The 19,014-nt window shown below is 54.1% G+C and carries 14 protein-coding genes, 2 tRNA genes, 2 rRNA genes and 1 other RNA gene; 7 read left to right on the top strand and 12 right to left on the bottom strand.

Features of this window, described 5'->3' with window-relative positions:
- Positions 1 to 144: 144 nt before the first annotated feature.
- The 5 genes from MID00_RS12385 to MID00_RS12365 form a co-directional block, all read right to left on the bottom strand.
- Positions 145 to 3,029: ribosomal RNA gene (locus tag MID00_RS12385) — 23S ribosomal RNA — on the bottom strand.
- Between the two features lie 378 nt (positions 3,030 to 3,407).
- Positions 3,408 to 3,483, bottom strand: a tRNA-Ala gene (locus MID00_RS12380).
- Between the two features lie 11 nt (positions 3,484 to 3,494).
- Positions 3,495 to 3,571, bottom strand: a tRNA-Ile gene (locus MID00_RS12375).
- A 93-nt stretch (positions 3,572 to 3,664) separates the two neighbouring features.
- A 16S ribosomal RNA gene (locus MID00_RS12370) occupies positions 3,665 to 5,201 on the bottom strand.
- The 16S and 23S rRNA genes sit together here with 2 tRNA genes alongside, the layout of an rRNA operon.
- Before the next feature lie 818 nt (positions 5,202 to 6,019).
- The gene (locus MID00_RS12365) at positions 6,020 to 6,445 is read right to left on the bottom strand and encodes a hypothetical protein (RefSeq protein WP_254498895.1); all 426 of its coding nucleotides are present in this window, start codon (positions 6,443 to 6,445) and stop codon (positions 6,020 to 6,022) included.
- A gap of 921 nt (positions 6,446 to 7,366) precedes the next feature.
- On the opposite strand from MID00_RS12365, the gene MID00_RS12360 reads away from it, so the two are divergent.
- The 4 genes from MID00_RS12360 (at position 7,367) to MID00_RS12345 (ending at position 10,836) form a co-directional block, all read left to right on the top strand.
- A complete protein-coding gene (locus MID00_RS12360) occupies positions 7,367 to 8,332 on the top strand; it encodes a sulfurtransferase (RefSeq protein WP_009454928.1) in 966 nt (321 codons plus the stop codon).
- An 11-nt stretch (positions 8,333 to 8,343) separates the two neighbouring features.
- Positions 8,344 to 9,450, top strand: coding sequence for a YeeE/YedE family protein (locus MID00_RS12355; protein WP_009454926.1), 1,107 nt, complete (start codon positions 8,344 to 8,346; stop codon positions 9,448 to 9,450).
- 11 nt (positions 9,451 to 9,461) lie between these two features.
- The gene (locus MID00_RS12350) at positions 9,462 to 9,626 is read left to right on the top strand and encodes a hypothetical protein (protein ID WP_009454924.1); all 165 of its coding nucleotides are present in this window, start codon (positions 9,462 to 9,464) and stop codon (positions 9,624 to 9,626) included.
- Positions 9,627 to 9,855: 229 nt separating this feature from the next.
- A complete protein-coding gene (locus MID00_RS12345; RefSeq protein WP_250756022.1) occupies positions 9,856 to 10,836 on the top strand; it encodes a nucleoside recognition domain-containing protein in 981 nt (326 codons plus the stop codon).
- On the opposite strand, the gene msrA is transcribed toward MID00_RS12345, so the two are convergent.
- On the bottom strand, positions 10,833 to 11,363 hold the full coding sequence (gene msrA, locus MID00_RS12340) for a peptide-methionine (S)-S-oxide reductase MsrA (protein ID WP_009454920.1): 531 nt from the start codon (positions 11,361 to 11,363) through the stop codon (positions 10,833 to 10,835). The genes MID00_RS12345 and msrA overlap by 4 nt on opposite strands.
- Positions 11,360 to 11,728, bottom strand: coding sequence for a c-type cytochrome (locus tag MID00_RS12335; protein ID WP_035275678.1), 369 nt, complete (start codon positions 11,726 to 11,728; stop codon positions 11,360 to 11,362). The genes msrA and MID00_RS12335 overlap by 4 nt, the downstream gene beginning before the upstream one ends.
- An 84-nt stretch (positions 11,729 to 11,812) precedes the next feature.
- On the opposite strand from MID00_RS12335, the gene lgt reads away from it, so the two are divergent.
- Entirely contained in the window at positions 11,813 to 12,610 is a 798-nt protein-coding gene (gene lgt, locus MID00_RS12330; RefSeq protein ID WP_026485505.1) for a prolipoprotein diacylglyceryl transferase, read from the top strand.
- Positions 12,611 to 12,664: 54 nt separating this feature from the next.
- Here lgt and ssrS read toward each other — a convergent pair.
- The 3 genes from ssrS to MID00_RS12315 all read right to left on the bottom strand — a co-directional run bounded on the left by ssrS (position 12,665) and on the right by MID00_RS12315 (position 13,621).
- Positions 12,665 to 12,848: non-coding RNA, 6S RNA (gene ssrS, locus MID00_RS12325), on the bottom strand.
- 53 nt (positions 12,849 to 12,901) lie between these two features.
- On the bottom strand, positions 12,902 to 13,213 hold the full coding sequence (locus MID00_RS12320) for a cell division protein ZapA (RefSeq protein ID WP_009454914.1): 312 nt from the start codon (positions 13,211 to 13,213) through the stop codon (positions 12,902 to 12,904).
- A gap of 3 nt (positions 13,214 to 13,216) precedes the next feature.
- A complete protein-coding gene (locus MID00_RS12315; RefSeq protein WP_009454912.1) occupies positions 13,217 to 13,621 on the bottom strand; it encodes a hypothetical protein in 405 nt (134 codons plus the stop codon).
- 340 nt (positions 13,622 to 13,961) lie between these two features.
- Between MID00_RS12315 and MID00_RS12310 the strand changes: the two genes are divergently transcribed.
- Complete coding sequence (locus MID00_RS12310) at positions 13,962 to 14,420, top strand: tripartite tricarboxylate transporter TctB family protein (protein ID WP_009454910.1); 459 nt, start codon at positions 13,962 to 13,964, stop codon at positions 14,418 to 14,420.
- A gap of 17 nt (positions 14,421 to 14,437) precedes the next feature.
- Positions 14,438 to 15,943: a tripartite tricarboxylate transporter permease gene (locus tag MID00_RS12305; protein ID WP_022983204.1), complete on the top strand. Its 1,506-nt coding sequence runs from the start codon at positions 14,438 to 14,440 to the stop codon at positions 15,941 to 15,943.
- Between the two features lie 190 nt (positions 15,944 to 16,133).
- Here the strand turns inward: MID00_RS12305 and MID00_RS12300 are convergent, their stop codons facing one another.
- Together MID00_RS12300 and MID00_RS12295 are read right to left on the bottom strand one after the other, a co-directional pair.
- Positions 16,134 to 17,168, bottom strand: a complete 1,035-nt coding sequence (locus MID00_RS12300) for an FAD-binding oxidoreductase (protein ID WP_254498894.1) — start codon at positions 17,166 to 17,168, stop codon at positions 16,134 to 16,136.
- A 154-nt stretch (positions 17,169 to 17,322) separates the two neighbouring features.
- On the bottom strand, positions 17,323 to 19,008 hold the full coding sequence (locus MID00_RS12295; RefSeq protein WP_022983205.1) for an iron ABC transporter permease: 1,686 nt from the start codon (positions 19,006 to 19,008) through the stop codon (positions 17,323 to 17,325).
- Positions 19,009 to 19,014 lie beyond the last annotated feature (6 nt).

Genomic DNA, 19,014 nt, shown 5'->3' with positions numbered 1-19,014 from the left:
CCAGCCAATTGGAAGAAGCACACCGCTAGCGATCAGTACGGATCAGCTAGCAGCGGTTACGAAGGTGTCGAGCGCGGGTTGCGCTGCACTTCAATATTACGTTCTGTGGTCAACAACTTAACTCACTACAACCTCAAGGGTTATAGGATCAAGCCACACGGGCAATTAGTACTGGTTAGCTACATGCATTACTGCACTTCCACACCCAGCCTATCAACGTCCTGGTCTCGGACGACCCTACAGGGGGGTCAAGCCCCCGGGATACCTAATCTTCAGACGAGTTTCCCGCTTAGATGCCTTCAGCGGTTATCTCTTCCGTACGTAGCTACTCGGCAATGCCATTGGCATGACAACCGATACACCAGTGGTACGTCCACTCCGGTCCTCTCGTACTAGGAGCAGGCTCCGTCAAGTATCCAACGCCCACGGCAGATAGGGACCAAACTGTCTCACGACGTTTTAAACCCAGCTCACGTACCTCTTTAAATGGCGAACAGCCATACCCTTGGGACCGGCTACAGCCCCAGGATGAGATGAGCCGACATCGAGGTGCCAAACACCGCCGTCGATATGAACTCTTGGGCGGTATCAGCCTGTTATCCCCAGAGTACCTTTTATCCGTTGAGCGATGGCCCTTCCATACAGAACCACCGGATCACTATGTCCTACTTTCGTACCTGTTCGACTTGTCAGTCTCACAGTCAAGCACGCTTATGCCATTGCACTATCAAGACGATTTCCGACCGTCTCTAGCGTACCTTCGAACTCCTCCGTTACACTTTAGGAGGAGACCGCCCCAGTCAAACTGCCCACCATGCACGGTCCCCGATCCCGATAAGGGACCTAGGTTAGAACCGCAAACAGACCAGGGTGGTATTTCAAGGATGACTCCACGCGATCTGGCGACCACGCTTCAACGTCTCCCACCTATCCTACACAGGCCGGTTCACAATCCAATGCAAAGCTACAGTAAAGGTTCATGGGGTCTTTCCGTCTAGCCGCGGGGAGATTGCATCATCACAACCATGTCAACTTCGCTGAGTCTCAGGAGGAGACAGTGTGGCCATCGTTACGCCATTCGTGCAGGTCGGAACTTACCCGACAAGGAATTTCGCTACCTTAGGACCGTTATAGTTACGGCCGCCGTTTACCGGGGCTTCGATCAAGAGCTTGCACCCCATCACTTAACCTTCCGGCACCGGGCAGGCGTCACACCCTATACGTCCACTTTCGTGTTTGCAGAGTGCTGTGTTTTTAGTAAACAGTCGCAGCCACCGATTCACTGCGGCCTCTTCATGCTTTGTGCGCAGGCACATCACACTAATGAGGCATACCTTCTCCCGAAGTTACGGTATTAATTTGCCGAGTTCCTTCTCCTGAGTTCTCTCAAGCGCCTTGGAATATTCATCCCGTCCACCTGTGTCGGTTTGCGGTACGGTCTCGTAGAGCTGAAGCTTAGAGGCTTTTCTTGGAACTGCTTCCAGTTAGTTTAGAGCCGAAGCTCTATCCAGTCACACCCTTGAATTACGCACCCGGATTTGCCTAAGTGCCTTCTATGATGCGCCAACGGGGACATCCAACACCCCGATAACATTCTGCAATCCGTCCCCCCATCGCACTCTACGACGGTGCGGGAATATTAACCCGCTTCCCATCAGCTACGCATCTCTGCCTCGCCTTAGGGGCCGACTCACCCTGCGCCGATGAACGTTGCGCAGGAAACCTTGGACTTACGGCGAGGGGGCTTTTCACCCCCTTTATCGCTACTCATGTCAGCATTCTCACTTCCGATACCTCCAGCATTCCTCACGGAACACCTTCACAGGCTTACGGAACGCTCTCCTACCATGTGTACTAAAAGTACACATCCGCAGCTTCGGTCTATGGCTTAGCCCCGTTACATCTTCCGCGCAGGACGACTCGATCAGTGAGCTATTACGCTTTCTTTAAAGGATGGCTGCTTCTAAGCCAACCTCCTGACTGTCTATGCCTTCCCACTTCGTTTCCCACTTAGCCATAGTTAGGGACCTTAGCTGGCGGTCTGGGTTGTTTCCCTCTTGAGTCCGGACGTTAGCACCCGGTGCTCTGTCTCCCGTACTGTACTTGCCGGTATTCGGAGTTTGCCATGGGTTGGTAAGTCGCTGTGACCCCCTAGCCATAACAGTGCTCTACCCCCGGCAGTAATATACGAGGCACTACCTAAATAGTTTTCGGAGAGAACCAGCTATCTCCAGGCTTGTTTAGCCTTTCACTCCGATCCACAGCTCATCCCCTAATTTTTCAACATTAGTGGGTTCGGTCCTCCAGCACGTGTTACCGTGCCTTCAACCTGGCCATGGATAGATCGCCTGGTTTCGGGTCTACACCCAGCGACTGAATCGCCCTATTCGGACTCGCTTTCGCTACGCCTCCCCTATTCGGTTAAGCTTGCCACTGAATGTAAGTCGCTGACCCATTATACAAAAGGTACGCAGTCACACCACGAAGGTGCTCCTACTGTTTGTATGCATACGATTTCAGGATCTATTTCACTCCCCTTCCGGGGTTCTTTTCGCCTTTCCCTCACGGTACTGGTTCACTATCGGTCGATCACGAGTATTTAGCCTTGGAGGATGGTCCCCCCATATTCAGACAGGATTTCACGTGTCCCGCCCTACTTGTTCGATGCTTAGTTCCACGTACTGAATTTCGCCTACAGGGCTATCACCTGCTACGGCTGGACTTTCCATTCCATTCGACTATTCACTACGCTAAAACATCCAGGCTGGTCCGGTTTCGCTCGCCACTACTTCCGGAATCTCGGTTGATTTCTTTTCCTCGAGTTACTGAGATGGTTCAGTTCACTCGGTTCGCCTCCACATGCCTATGTATTCAGCATGGGATACCGTATTACTACGGTGGGTTTCCCCATTCGGACATCTACGGATCAAAGCTTGTTTGCCAGCTCCCCGTAGCTTTTCGCAGGCTACCGCGTCCTTCATCGCCTGTGATCGCCAAGGCATCCATCATATGCACTTATTCGCTTGATCCTATAACGCTTGATGCTGTTATAGGAATATGAGTATACGTTGTTGCCGTTCATCAATCCTTAGCTGTTATCCAATCCGAAGATCAGACAACGTCTATATTTTTGAGAACTTTCGTTGAACATAATTTGTTCTGTTGCAATCACAACCCGTGTATTGTCATCACAAGGCGACTAATCGTCTTGCGTTTATTAGACAACACACCTTCGTTGTGCTTCTTCCTAATTGTTAAAGAGCAATTCGTGGGTTGCATAACCCAACGAGCAGTATTCTTGAAAAAGAACACTCTTCGTTGAATCTAGCGCCAGGTCAACCGCTGTTGGCCTGTGCCCTATACTCTGTCATGAACTTTGCTGTATCGACAACCAACCACAAAAGCGGTGGTGGAGGATGACGGGATCGAACCGACGACCCCCTGCTTGCAAAGCAGGTGCTCTCCCAGCTGAGCTAATCCCCCGAGGTAATCGTTGGTGGGTCAAGTTGGAATCGAACCAACGACCCCCGCCTTATCAAGACGGTGCTCTAACCGACTGAGCTACTGACCCATCTATCACCAGTGGGCGATACCTTCAATGGTCATGACATTAACTAACAGCCAATAAGTGTGGACGCTTTCGCTTTGCGAGCCATTCGCTCTAAAAGGAGGTGATCCAGCCGCACCTTCCGATACGGCTACCTTGTTACGACTTCACCCCAGTCATGAATCCCACCGTGGTAAGCGCCCTCCTTGCGGTTAGGCTACCTACTTCTGGTGAAACCCACTCCCATGGTGTGACGGGCGGTGTGTACAAGACCCGGGAACGTATTCACCGCGACATTCTGATCCGCGATTACTAGCGATTCCGACTTCACGCAGTCGAGTTGCAGACTGCGATCCGGACTACGATCGGGTTTCTGAGATTGGCTCCCCCTCGCGGGTTGGCGACCCTCTGTCCCGACCATTGTATGACGTGTGAAGCCCTACCCATAAGGGCCATGAGGACTTGACGTCATCCCCACCTTCCTCCGGTTTGTCACCGGCAGTCTCATTAGAGTGCTCTTGCGTAGCAACTAATGACAAGGGTTGCGCTCGTTGCGGGACTTAACCCAACATCTCACGACACGAGCTGACGACAGCCATGCAGCACCTGTGTTCCGGTTCTCTTGCGAGCACGGCCAAATCTCTTCGGCTTTCCAGACATGTCAAGGGTAGGTAAGGTTTTTCGCGTTGCATCGAATTAATCCACATCATCCACCGCTTGTGCGGGTCCCCGTCAATTCCTTTGAGTTTTAATCTTGCGACCGTACTCCCCAGGCGGTCAACTTCACGCGTTAGCTGCGCTACTAAGGCCTAACGGCCCCAACAGCTAGTTGACATCGTTTAGGGCGTGGACTACCAGGGTATCTAATCCTGTTTGCTCCCCACGCTTTCGTGTCTGAGCGTCAGTATTATCCCAGGGGGCTGCCTTCGCCATCGGTATTCCTCCACATATCTACGCATTTCACTGCTACACGTGGAATTCTACCCCCCTCTGACATACTCTAGCTCGGCAGTTAAAAATGCAGTTCCAAGGTTGAGCCCTGGGATTTCACATCTTTCTTTCCGAACCGCCTACACACGCTTTACGCCCAGTAATTCCGATTAACGCTTGCACCCTACGTATTACCGCGGCTGCTGGCACGTAGTTAGCCGGTGCTTATTCTGCAGATACCGTCAGCAGTATCCCGTATTAGGGGATACCTTTTCTTCTCTGCCAAAAGTACTTTACAACCCGAAGGCCTTCATCATACACGCGGGATGGCTGGATCAGGGTTTCCCCCATTGTCCAAAATTCCCCACTGCTGCCTCCCGTAGGAGTCTGGGCCGTGTCTCAGTCCCAGTGTGGCTGGTCGTCCTCTCAAACCAGCTACGGATCGTTGCCTTGGTGAGCCTTTACCCCACCAACTAGCTAATCCGATATCGGCCGCTCCAATAGTGAGAGGTCTTGCGATCCCCCCCTTTCCCCCGTAGGGCGTATGCGGTATTAGCCACTCTTTCGAGTAGTTATCCCCCGCTACTGGGCACGTTCCGATATATTACTCACCCGTCCGCCACTCGCCGCCAAGAGAGCAAGCTCTCTCGCGCTGCCGTTCGACTTGCATGTGTAAAGCATCCCGCTAGCGTTCAATCTGAGCCAGGATCAAACTCTTCAGTTTAATCTCTGTGGTTGTCCCGTCTTGCGACGAGACCGATTGTGTCTCAAAGAAAAATTCAGAGTTACACAAGGTAATTCTTCATCTTTCGTTTGTGAGCACTTGATACAAACTTGTGGCGATCCCCGAAGGGTTCGACTCGCTCATTCCAAGCGCCCACACTTATCGGCTGTTAATTGTTAAAGAGCAGTGACAGTTGCCTGTCGTTCTACTGACTAACCCGGCTGGCTCGTCGCGCTTAGCGCTTCGTACCTTGCTGTGTTAGCAGCAGAGAAACGAGATTATGAAGCAGATCAGGCAGTGTGTCAAGCGTTTTTTGAAGAAGCTAGAAAGTTTTAAAACCGTCCAACTCGTCCCGCTTAAACCAGAACTTTCGTTCTTTCTTACCTACTGAACAATCAACCGTGAGGTCAACTATCTAACTTCACAAACAAGGGTAAATTCTCAAAACCGTTTCAACCTGCAAAACCGCTTAAAAACTTAACATTGCGTTCTCTGGAGCAGAACCTAGAACTTTAACACAGAATTTTCTGATTTGTCAAGCTCCGGGTTTTACACCCTGTCAGTTTCCTGACCAGTCATTCAAGTTTCGGTGCGGGCCTCTTGGCCAAGGCGGTGAAACTTGTCTAACTGCTCTCTGCGGCGCTTCGGGGAAAACCCTGTGTGTGCTGCAGCGAGAAAAGAACTATAGCACGAGGATTTTCCGCTTTGCAAGCGTTCTATGGGATTTTCCTAGGTATTTCAGGAGAGAAACCGCCAAAAAACCCTTAGCTCATTGATAACTATGAAGAATAACTATAAAAATATTTTTTAGCTTAACTTCAGTCTTTTCCCCTGGTAGCGGCCAGCCCATCCTCAACCGCATCTTCCAGACCAAACCGCTGTTTTTCTCGTGAAAATTGGCTAGATATTCTCCTGCCGCCTAATAGCCCTTTCTCTATATAGAGACAGCGAAACTCATCACCCACACCAGTCATCAGCCCTTGTGCTTGCTTGCTTGCTTGCTTGCTTGCTTGCTTGCTTGCTTGCTTGCTTGCTTGCTTGCTTGCTTGCTTGCTTGCTTGCTTGCTTGCTTGCTTGCTTGCTTGCTTGCTTGCTTGCTTGCTTGCTTGCTTGCTTGCTTGCTTGCTTGCTTGCTTGCTTGCTTGCTTGCTTGCTTGCTTGCTTGCTTGCTTGCTGGCTGGCTGGCTGGATGGATGGATGGATGGATGGATGGATGGATGGATAACGGACAAAAGAACGACCACACGAACACTGCATCGGCCCTATGCCTCCAATCAACAGTGTCTCTATATAGATAGCGAGTTGAATGGCCTCCAAGATCGAGCATTATGCAGGGCTGCTAGCCGCTCGGGGCCCCGGGACCGGGTGTTGGGGCGAGTCAGAGTACTTGCCGCAGTCGCAGTCATGATCGGGGATACAAGCAGTCTGCTGTTTGAGCCCAAAGTTTGTGATTGGTCCGGGGGACCAATCACTGGGCGAGTTCAGACTGCGCCCCGATCATGACTGCGACCAGGGGACCGGCGCATTGCGCCGGCAAGTAGTCCGCCCCAACACCCGGTCCCGGGGCCTCGAGTGGCGACCTACGTAGAGCGGTTGAAACAATGAGCGCCCTCTCTATATAGAAGGGCCATTCATTGTTGCGACTCAACCCTCTATATATAGTTGGGTGGTGAGCCTCCCCAAGAAGTAATCCAATCCCCCCACCCTCTATCCTCACTGACCTTCAATAGCCCTTTGGTTCTCAGTCTCTTTGCTTAGGTCTTAGATTCTCCGAGTCTCTAAGTCTCTAAGTCTCTAAGTCTCTAAGTCTCTAAGTCTCTAAGTCTGCACTCATGAGAACACCAATCATCTCAACACATCCTCTCTAGTAGAAAAAACCCAGCTTTCTTCACCGATAGAACGTCCTCTAGACCGGCACGCTCTCTCAATATAGAGGACAAAGACACGCCTGCAGAAAGCAACTACAGAGACACAAGCTCACCCAAGGCTGGGCACAAACACAGCTCCCCCTCCTATCTACTCTATATATAGAGATCCTCCCCTCCTTACGCCCCCAAGCAATAAGCTAATCCCCAATTCATTGTTATTTTCTGTAGCCACGTTCATTACCATTCCTTATGCACTTAATCCTCTAAGCAGGCCTCTGCTTACTCAAGAGAGTAATAATGATCAAACCAATCCTCATCTCCTTGGCATTTGCATTCAGCGCGGTCCTGGCACCGACTGCTTCCGCAGAGCCAAGCACACCCGACACGGCAGCCAAACCAGCCGCATTGATCTCGGCTGGCGACCTGGCCACCAAGCTGGATCAAAACAATCTGCGCATTCTGGATATCCGCACAGACAAAGAATATGCAGCAGGCCATGTACCAGGTGCCGTCCACACTCCATATGGTGCCTACCGCGGCCCAGCCGAGAACGCCGGTGCCCTGCGCTCCGAAGCCGAGCTGTCTGCCCTGTTCAGCAAAGCCGGCATTTCCAAGGACAGCTACGTTGTCGTCACCTACGCGGGCGCCAACCCCACGGACTTCGGCGCAGCAGCACGCGTGTACTGGACACTGAAAGCTGGCGGCCTGACCCAGCTATCCATTCTGGACGGCGGCCTGCAAGCCTGGGAAGCCGAAGGCAAAGCCCTGAGCAAAGACACCCCCACTGTCACCCCCACCGAATTCAGCTACCACTACAACAAAGACATGGTGGTCAGCACACAAGAAGTCGCTGACTACATCAAGAACGGTCAGGCTCCCGTCCTGCTGGACGCTCGCCCAACCGAATTCTTCAAAGGCGAAAAGCGCGTTGACGCCGCCGCCCGCTACGGCACCCTGCCCGGCGCACGCGAGCTGGACTTCAACAGCTTTTTCCGTAGCGACAAACCTGTCCTGAAAGACACCGGAGAACTCGTCAAGATCGTCAAAGAACAAGGCCTGGACGACAAACCCACCGTTTCGTTCTGCAATACCGGCCACTGGGCTGCCACGAACTGGTTTGTCCTGTCCGAACTGGCCGGCAACCCTAACGTGAAGCTCTACCCCGAGTCCGTCGTGGAATGGAGCCGCAGCAACTTGCCTATGGATAACCAGCCCTCCCGTTTCGAAGTTCTGAAACTCGATGCCAAACGCGCCATTAACTAAAGAAATCGATCATGCTTTATCTGACTAGACTGGGCTTTATCCTGGCCAGCCTGGCCCTGATTGTTGGGGTCGCTCTGGTAGGTGGACTGCGCCAAGGCCTGCTCACCCTGCTGGGGATTGGCTTTGGTGCCGTCCTGCAAGGAGCCCGTTTCGGTTTCACGACCGGATGGCGTAACTATATCGAGCGCCGTGACCCTCAAGGTATCTGGGCACAAATGCTCCTGCTGGTATTGGCCGCTGCCTTCACCCTACCCTTGATCGCCGATAGTGGCGGTGAGCTGGTTGGCGCGATTGCCCCATTGACCATCAGCCTGGTATTGGGTGCCTTTCTGTTTGGCGCTGCCATGCAACTGGCCGATGGCTGCGGTTCCGGCACTCTCTATAAAGCAGGCGCAGGCGCACCGATTTCCTTTGCAGTTCTGCCTACCTTTGCCATTGGTAGCTTTCTAGGCGCATCGCACCAGCCCGGCTGGATTGCCCTGGGCGGCCTACCCGCTATCGACCTGACTGTGTCCTTGGGCTGGCCCACTGCCTTGTTGATTACCGTACTAGGCTGCGCCGCCGTATCCTGGTTCGTCGGCCGAGGTGCACGTCGCCATCGGAAAGAGCAAAACAGCCCACCTGCCAAATGGGAAATGCGCTGGTGGATGGGCGCTTTGCTGCTGGCCGTGCTGTATGCCATTCACATGATCGTCGCAGGCCAACCCTGGGGCATCGTCTATGGTATTGGCTTGTGGGGCGCAAAAGTATTCTCGGCTCTGGGCTGGTCCCCAGTTGGCGACGCGTTCTGGGGCGTGGCTCCACATGCACAACGTCTGGCTGAACCCGTCCTGGCTGACGTTACTTCGGTCACCAACTTTGGTTTGATTTTGGGCGCCATGGCAGCCTCACGCTGGAATCATCCTGCCAATTTCAAATCCCCCAATGCCCGCACTTTGTGGGTAGGTGCAATTGCGGGCCTGGTGATGGGCTACAGTGCCCGTATGGCCTTTGGATGTAATGTGGGCGCATTCCTGGGAGGCATTGCCTCGGCCAGCATCCATGGCTGGGTCTGGTTTGCACTGGCCTTTGCCGGGTCCATCATAGGCGTGCGCATTCGTCGCCGCGTTAATCCTTGAGTCGTGCAAGCATGAGCAAAACTACTTTCCGCCTTATTACCAGTACTTTCTGGCTGGTCGTTGTCTTGCTAGTTGTCATGGACAGCCTGCAAGACTATCCCTACCGTCCCGAGCCCGCCCCCATTGCCTGGGGCAGTGGACAAGCTGCTAGCGGTGGCCACTGCTCGGGTCGATAAGCCAGGGCCTACCCGGCCTGTAACACCCCTGATGGGAGAAAACCAGGCAGCCTTACTTGGCTGCATCGGGTTTCACCCTCAGGGGTTTTCTTTTGGGTGAAGGAAAGCGCATCCGCTTGTAGTGACAAACCGACAGCCTGCATTGCCCGCCCCACGCAAGTGCCAGGGCACGCCAAAGCAAGCATAGAGCCGTGCTAGCATCAATCAGATTTCCCATCCCTCTGTTGTCATGCTGACCTTCCTTCGCACCACCTTTAGCCGCAGCCTGCGCATGTTTTATACCGTTGCGCGCATCATGCTCCCCATCATGATTGCGGTGCGTATTGCCGCGCAGTTGGGCCTGATCGAGAAAGTCGGCAAACTGATAGGCCCGATCATGGCACTGGTTGGCCTGCCTGCCGAAGCCGGTATTGTCTGGGCAACCACTGCTCTGGCCGGTATTTACGCTGGCATAGGATCAATGGCGGCCTTGGGCGACAGCTTGAGTTTCAACGTGGCTCAAATCAGCGTCTTGGGCACCATGATGCTGTTTGCACACAATATGCCCATGGAACAGGCCATTGTGCGCCGAGCCGGAGCCAGCTTCTGGTTTACCGCCACGCTGCGGATTGTCTGCGCCCTGCTTTACGGTGGCCTGCTGGCCTGGGGTTTGAATAGCGCCGGGCTGTTACAGGAACCCGTGTCCCTTGCCTGGCTTTATGGACAATCCAATGCCACACAAGGTGGTTGGCAAGGCTGGGTAGACTGGTTGTGGGGAACGGCCAGCTCGCTATTCATGACCTGGCTGATTATTCTTGGCCTGCTCCTGATCCTGTCAGTCCTGGAGAAAATCGGCTTCACCCGATTGCTGACTCGACTCCTGCTTCCCTTGCTCCGCTTTTCAGGCTTGGAAGAACGAGTCGCCCCCACCACCACGATTGGCGTATTGCTGGGTTTGAGCTACGGCGGTGCCTTGATTATTGATGAGTCCCGCCAGCAGAACTACAGTCCCAGAACACGCTTGCTGGCCTTGTCCTGGCTGTCACTGAGCCACTCCCTGATTGAAGACACCATTCTTATTCTGGCTCTGGGTGCCAACATCTGGGTGGCCCTGGTCGGCCGACTTGTTCTGACCTTGTTGATTATTGGCCTGATGGCCCGTCTGACATTACCAGGTAGCGCCCTGTACAGACGCTACCTTGCTTCTGCCTCGCATCCTCAGGATGCTTAGCTTTTTACCAGCAGATCCTGAAAACGCTGGTAGAACTTCTTGAGCTTGGGCGCAATGACCATCTGGCAGTACGCTTGCTCGGGGTTCAATGCAAAATAATCGTGGTGATAGTCCTCGGCCTCCCAGAAAGTGGAACTGTCGAGCACATGGGTCACGATCGGTGCATCAAACTGCGATTTGATTTCTTCGATGACCTCAAAGGCCTGGCGGCGCTGTTCTTCATTTTGACAAAAAATTGCCGACGCATACTGTGGTCCCTGGTCAGCGCCCTGACGATCCGGCGTGGTAGGGTCATGGGTCAGGAAAAATACCTCCAGCAAATCCCGATAGGAAATGACGGAAGGGTCGAATTCCACTTTGACCACTTCAATATGGCCGGTCTGCTTGCCGCAAACCTGCTCATAGGTGGGATGCTCTACATGGCCGCCACAATATCCGGGCACCACAGACTGCACACCTCGCAAGGCTTTGAAAATCCCTTCAGTGCACCAAAAACATCCGCCACCTAATATGGCTGTTTCCTTCATGAATTCTCCTTTGTTGACGAATTGGCTAGACTCAGCAACCAGGCTGCAATAGCTTGTGCTTGCTCGGCGCTGATCCGGTTTTGAGCGGGCATGGGAATAGCTCCCCAGTTCCCCCGACTACCCTGTTGAATTTGTCGCTGCAAGTACGCCTGAGTTTCCTGCGCCGGACCTGACGCATAGCGTTGGGCGATCTCCCGAAAAGGGGGCCCGACCCGTTTACGATCAATTTGATGACAGGACAAGCACTGCGCCTGCACGATATCCATCAGCGCTACCGTATCAGCCTTTGCCACCGGATTAAAGATCATCAATCCACAAAAAACTACTAATGGTAAACGTCTGGCCCAAGAGACTGAATGCAGCATGATCCTTCCCTTACAATTTACCCAGCCCTGGTCTGGGCTCGCAGTCACGCTATTATCTGATATTCATCTCTGTAATGGGCACGCATGTTAATTCACCCGCAGTTTGATCCCGTCGCCATACAACTTGGACCCCTTGCCATTCATTGGTATGGCTTGATGTATTTAGTGGGCTTTGGCCTGGTTTGGCTGGCTGGCACAGCGCGTATCCGTGCGGGCTATGACTTGCTGACCCGCAAGGACCTGGAAGACCTGATCTTTTACTGCGTCCTGGGCGTGGTGGCAGGTGGGCGTCTGGGCTACACCCTGTTCTATCAACCCTCTTACTACTTGTCGCACCCGCTGGAGATTCTGTATGTCTGGCAAGGTGGCATGTCCTTTCATGGTGGTCTGATCGGTGTGCTGGTGACAATTGCGCTGTTTGCTCGAAACCGTCAACGGCGTTTTCTGGAAGTCAGCGATTTTCTGGCTCCCCTGATTCCCTTGGGGCTGGCCGTGGGCCGCCTGGGTAATTTCATTAACGGCGAACTATGGGGTCGCCCCAGTGATGTGCCCTGGGCCATGGTATTTCCGCAAGTGGACGCAACCCCTCGCCATCCTTCGCAGTTGTATGAGATGGCCCTGGAGGGCATTGCCCTGTTTATCTTGCTGTGGTGGTTCACGCGTCGTCCACGCGCCGTCGGTCAAACCAGTGCCCTGTTCCTGATCGGCTATGGTTTCTTCCGCTTCATGGTGGAATACACCCGCGAGCCCGACGGCTACCTGGGTCTGCTCAGCGCAGGCTTGTCGATGGGGCAGTGGTTGTCCTTGCCCATGATTGTCGCTGGCCTGGCTCTGTTTGCGTATGCCAGCAAACGAGACGTTGCGCCTGGCAGTCAGAAATAAACAAAACAGCAGAAAAGAAAAAAGCCCGTCCAGATCTGGACGGGCTTTTTTTGCAGGTGCCCCACCATTGCCGTCAAGACCGGCATCCTGGAACCGAGGGTCCAAGATCGGCTGTCATCAAGCCAGCTTCGGGTTCGTCGACGAGGACGATCGCTCCTACTGGCTAATCCAACAACCTGTATGCCAAAAGCATTGGTTCAAGGAATGTATGGTCGTGTCACGAACACGGCAGGGACTTACTGGGATGAAGCAGTCCGCGAGGGACAACAAGGGACTGCTTTCAAATTTGGTTTAGCGCGCGGTACCCGAAGGTTCGATGACCTCGTCAATCATTGCGTGCATGTCTTCAATTTTACGCTTGAAATCGCCAAAAGCAACATTAGCCAGAGGACCATCAGGTGCTTTAGCGGATAAAAACTCGCTGGCGATCTGAATGGCGGCCATGACGGCGATACGTTCGTTGCCAGAGACACGGCCCGAACCCTTGATAGACTGCATGCGCTGGTCTACCAGTTTGACAGCTTCCAGCAAGCGCGCTTTTTCGGAAGGAGGGCATGCCAGAGAGTAATCGCGGCCCAACAGGGAAATATCGACTCGTTCCATGACTTACTCCTGTACGGCACCGGGTAAACGCATCAGGATCGAACCGATCTGGTCGCGAGCCTGTCCTGCTACATCACGCAACACACCCATACCCGCGCGTGCGCTGTCCAACTCGCGACGCAAGGCAACTACCTGGGCCTGTTCCTGTTCAAGCAGCTTTTTCAGTTCTGCCTGATCAGCCTGCGCTTGTTGCTGCACCATATCCAGTTGACGCTGATGCGAAGCAACACCGGTGGACAGGGACTCGAACTCATCTTGTTGACGACGATTTTGCTGGCGCAAGGCGTCCAGCTCGGCATCCTGAGTTTTCAGACGAGCTAATAATTGAGCGCGTTCAGCGTTGAGCTGACGAGATTGCTCTACCAGTTGACCGATACGGTCAGCGAGAAAGTCGAGATCTTGCAACATGGGCCTTATCGTAAACCATTGCTAGCGTTACTGGGTAGAGGAATTTCATACTAATGATAACCTTTCACCCATCTTTCCATTACCTTTCAAACTTCTTTCAAAGCCTGCCATCCACCTACGAACACGCTCCCAAAAAACCCTAAATTTTCAGAATTACCGGGAAAACCCTTAAAAACTAGGGTCATCTCAGGGTTTCCAGTCTTCAAGTGCTCCATTACCATGCGTCACCTCTGTTCAATGCAGTCGGCACACGCAGAGTATGGAGCCCGCTCCACTATAAAGAAGCTGACACAGGAAAAAGGAAAACCAATGCGCAAGGCAGACAAGGAGAATCCACCTTATGCAAATTAAAAATAAACAGGACTTCTGGTCCGGGGTCATGTTCGTGGTCGTGGGCGCCGCTTTCGCGCTCGGGGCCACCAGCTACTCGATGGGAACAGCCGCCCGCATGGGGCCCGGCTACTTCCCCTTCTGGCTTGGTGTATGCCTGAGCTTGTTAGGGGCGGTCGTCACTTTGGGCTCGATGTCTGCCAAAGCAGAAAGCACTGAGGTAGAGAAGTTTAACTGGAAAGTGCTCTTCGTTATCATCGGCGCGGTCGTGCTTTGCGGTCTGACACTGAACTCGCTGGGTGTTTACATCTCCATTTTCCTGCTTGTACTGATCAGCAGCTTTGCCAGCCATGAATTTAGCTGGCCTGTTGCACTGGGCGCAGCCGTCTTTTTGGTGCTGTTCGTCTGGTTGGCATTCATCAAGGGCCTGGGGCTGGTGTTCCCCCTGTGGCCAAGTTTTCTGGCCTGATTAGGGGGTGAACGAATATGGAATTATTTGACAACCTGATGCTGGGTTTCTCGGTGGCGATCACGCCCGAGAACCTGGCCTACGCTTTGCTCGGTTGCATACTGGGCACCTTGATTGGCGTGTTGCCAGGCATTGGCCCTGTGCCAACCATTGCCATGCTGCTGCCCATTACGTATGTGCTGCCTCCCGTTGCTGGTCTGATCATGCTGGCCGGTATTTACTATGGCGCCCAATATGGTGGGTCCACAACGGCCATTCTGGTCGCCCTGCCGGGAGAAACCTCGGCGGTGGTAACGGTGCTGGACGGACACCAGATGGCCCGTAATGGCCGGGCCGGTGCTGCCCTGGCGATTGCTGCTCTGGGTTCTTTCTTTGCCGGATGTGTGGCCACCGTGCTGCTGGCCGCTTTTGCACCGCCCTTGGCTGAAGTCGCCTTCAAGTTTGGACCTGCGGAGTATTTCTCATTAATGGTCTTGGGCCTGGTCGGTGCTGTGGTGCTGGCTTCGGGCTCCCTGCCCAAAGCTATCTGCATGATCTTGCTGGGTCTGCTGCTGGGTATGGTCGGTACCGACGTGAACTCCGGTGTTGCCCGTTACGACTTCGGTATTCCAGAACTGCAAGACGGTATCGACTTCGCCGTGGTGGCAATGGGTGTGTTTGGTTTCTCCGAAATCATGAACAACCTGGAGCTGGGCGATCAACGCGTGGAGATCACTGGCAAGGTCGGGTCGCTGTACCCCAACAAGCAAGAGTTCAAGGAGTCCTGGCCTGCTGTCGTGCGTGGTACCGCCATGGGTTCTTGCCTGGGTATCTTGCCCGGTGGTGGCGCGGTGCTGTCCTCCTTTGCGTCTTACACATTGGAGAAGAAAATCTCCAAGAACCCGGAACGCTTTGGTAAAGGTCACCCTGCTGGTCTGGCCGGTCCCGAGTCTGCCAACAACGCTGCCGCTCAAACCTCCTTCATCCCGCTGCTGACCCTGGGTATCCCCGGTAACGCTGTGACCGCGCTGATGATTGGCGCCATGACCATCCACAACATTCAGCCTGGTCCACAAGTGATGACCAGCCACCCCGAACTGTTCTGGGGGCTGATCGCCTCCATGTGGATTGGTAACCTGATGCTGGTCATCCTGAACCTGCCATTGGTAGGACTGTGGGTGAAACTGCTTAAAGTGCCCTACCGCCTGCTGTTCCCCGCCATTCTGGTGTTCTGCACGGTGGGTGTGTACTCGCTGAACTACAACGTGTTTGACATTCTGGTCACCGCCGCCTTCGGTTTGGTGGGCTACGTCTGGTCCAAGCTGCGTTGTGAAGGAGCTCCGCTGTTGCTGGGTCTGGTCCTGGGACCAATGATGGAAGAAAACTTCCGTCGTGCCCTGCTACTGTCCCGCGGTGATTACACCACCTTTGTGACACGTCCTCTGTCCCTGTCGCTGCTGGTCCTGGCTGCCTTCCTGGTTGTGGTTGTAGCCCTTCCTTCGGTGAAAAAGAAACGCGAAGAAACCTTCGTCGAAGAGGACTAAGACACCGTCCGTTCTCTGGTTTGAACGCTCCCGCTGAAAGGGAGCATTCAAACCGGCGCAGTCAACAAGAAGGCCTGATTTCGTCTCTCCACGAAATCGGGCCTTTTTCTTTATTAGCTGGTTTCGCTGCCTGCTTTCAAGACAGCCAAATCTTTGAAAGAGCGCACAGCCCTACGTCAGGAAACAAACCTCAGGCAGCCAGAACTGCCTGCGTACACAAGCTTCCCAACAAGGGAGCCAGAATGACACCGGGGTGAGCCACGACGGCGAACAAACCATCTACAGTCCCAATAGGCCTACACAATGGCTGCTTGTTACTAGTCATGGGGCGCTGCCCGACCTCTATCGACAAGATGCGCGGGACAGAAGGCAGTTGCAGCAACTGAGCAATGGACTGACAGGTTTGCTCGGCCAGACGCTGCAAACCTGCCTCGCCTTCCAAGGGATAATCCAACGCCGACATCAACCCTCTTTCTTTGCCCGGTCGCACCTCCAGATCCTGAGCACAGAGTAAATGCCGGACCCGATTTCTATCAGCATCCAGGCGCAGTAACACGGCGGGCTGTTGCTCTATAGGCAACGCTACCCCTGCACTGGCTGCCAAAACCAAGGCACCATAAGCATTGGCCAGCACCACCTTGTCGGCCACGATGACTTGCCCTTGCACTTCTATACCGTTCACTCGCCCTCCTGCCGACAACACACGCTGTACCGTACCGGACAGAACCGTGGCGCCATTCGCTTGTGCCGCTTGAATAAAACCACGTGCCAGATCTACTGGCTCCAAGGCGAAATCATCGGGCGCCCACATTGCCAAATCCGGTACGGCTGCCAACGACGGTTCTTTCTGACGCACTTGCGCGGCTGACAGGCTTTCAACCCTGGAACCGGCTGCCAGATGCTCGGCAATCAAGGCGGCTGTCTCGTCCGTCGTTTCCCCCCAGAACAAGGCTCCACGCACGGTCACAGGCAATGCCCCCAAGGTCTGCTTCAGACGCGTGTACTCTTCCAGAGCGTGTAGACGCAAGGCAAAGGCGTCAGTGTCATCAGAAGGTGTACTGGCGCTGGCTCCTACCCATCCAAAAGAGGCTGCGGTTGCGCTGGGCACACTACCCGCACCCTGATCGATCAAAGTGACTGCGGCACCCGCTTGAGTCAGATGCCAGGCGACCGACGCCCCCATCACGCCACCACCGACGACCAGCACTTTGCATTTATGCGTCATAGCTTTCTACTAATGGATAAACAAAAAACAGCCAGCCCCTTGTGCGCATGAACAAGCGAATAGCCAGCCAGGCAACAAGATACGGTCTGCTCTCAGCAAAAACAACAAGGGCCTGAATCCCTTGCGGAATTCAGGCCCTTGAGATCAGTCCAACTTACATCGTGCCTTGGCGGCGCTTGTAAAAGTTACCGATATACATGGCCAGCAGCACGAGCACGGTAGAGATCAGAATCATGATGATCCCCAGCGCCGACAGCTTGCCCCACAAACCATCTTCGGCATAACCCAGCACCTGTACCGCCAGCACTTCCGTACCGGGACGGGACAGCACCACCGACACCGTCAGCTCACGAATGAACATGGTTGCCATCAAGATCCAGGCCGACACCACACCAGGAATCAGCAAAGGAATAATGATGCGGCGCATGGTGGTCCAGGAACTGGCCCCGGCAACGGCCGAGGACTCCTCCAGGTGGGCATGGACCTGCACAAAAGCGGCCGACAAGGGTCGGATACCGTAAGGCAGATAAGCGGCGATATAGGCCAGCAGCAAGGCGGTCAGCGTGGCATACAAAGGCGTTTGCACAAAGAACCACATAAAGCCGATACCGATCACAATCCCCGGGAAGGAAAAGGAAAGGAAGCTCAAGGTATCCAGCAGCGCCGCCGCCCGCGTTCGTAACTTGACCACCACATAGGCCACAAACAGCGATAGCAATACACCCAGACTGGCTCCGACCACAGCCAGGAACAAACTGTTCTTCATGGCCACTTTGGAGATCGGATCTTGAATGACATCAATCCAGTTCGCCCAACTCATCAAGGAGAAGGCGCGAGCACTAGGCACCATGGAGTACGGAATCATGGAGGTATACAGCAACACGGCCACAGGCAGCACCACCATCAGCAAGCTGATAATGCCCACAATGATGAACAAGGGGATTTTCGCGCGACGCAATTCCAGCTGAGTGGGTTTGAAACCACGGCTGGAGATCGTCACATACTTGCTGCTTTCTTTCGTCATGTAGCGATACAGAACGATCAGGGCAATGGAGGCCGACAGCACACTCATGCCCAGCGCCGCCGCTTTTCCGTAATCCGGAGCGAAGCCGGTAGAGATCATCTCGAACAGATAAGTGGCCAGCACATCCACACGACCTGGGGTACCCAGAACTCGTGGCACGGCGTAGGAAGCCAAGGCCCGCACAATCGCCAGAATGAAAGCCGCCATGATGGCTGGACGCAGAATCGGCAGGGTAACCCGCGTCAAGGTACGCCACAGACCGCCCCCGAATACACGGGAGGACTCCTCCATGGAAACGTCAAAAGAGGCCATGGCAGGCGCAATGATCAGGTAGGCCACAGGCATGTTCAACAAGCCTTCAACCAGAATCATGCCCCACAGGGAATAGATGTTCAGCGGTGCTTCCTGCAGGCCCAATGTATCCTGCAAGAACATATTGATCAGGCCGTTGGACGGGTTTAGCAGCAAGGCCCAGCTAACCGAGAACAGCAAGTGCGGAATCATCATGGGAACGATGGACAGCACCGTGAACACCCCTTTCATGGGCATGTTCGTACGCGTATTCAGGTAGGCCAGGAAAACAGCCAGCGCAGTAGAGAACAGGGAAGAGCCCAGCACGAAAACCACCGTATTGAAGGTGACTTCCAGCAAGAAGGGATCGGTGTAGGCGGCTACGTATTTAGCCGTGGTAAAGGAACCAAAAGCCGTCAGGCCCTGCGAGAAGCTGCCCAGCAGCAACATCAGGACCGGGCACAGCGTCAGAAAGCCGACGATCAGAATAAGCGACCAGCTAAGTGGTCTGCGTGTGTGATTCATGATGCC

The organism is Alcaligenes sp. NLF5-7 (genome assembly GCF_024266725.1).
GTDB lineage: Bacteria > Pseudomonadota > Gammaproteobacteria > Burkholderiales > Burkholderiaceae_B > Alcaligenes > Alcaligenes phenolicus.
The sequence above is the reverse complement of the archived record's forward strand: the minus strand, read 5'-3'. Positions and strand labels throughout refer to the sequence as shown.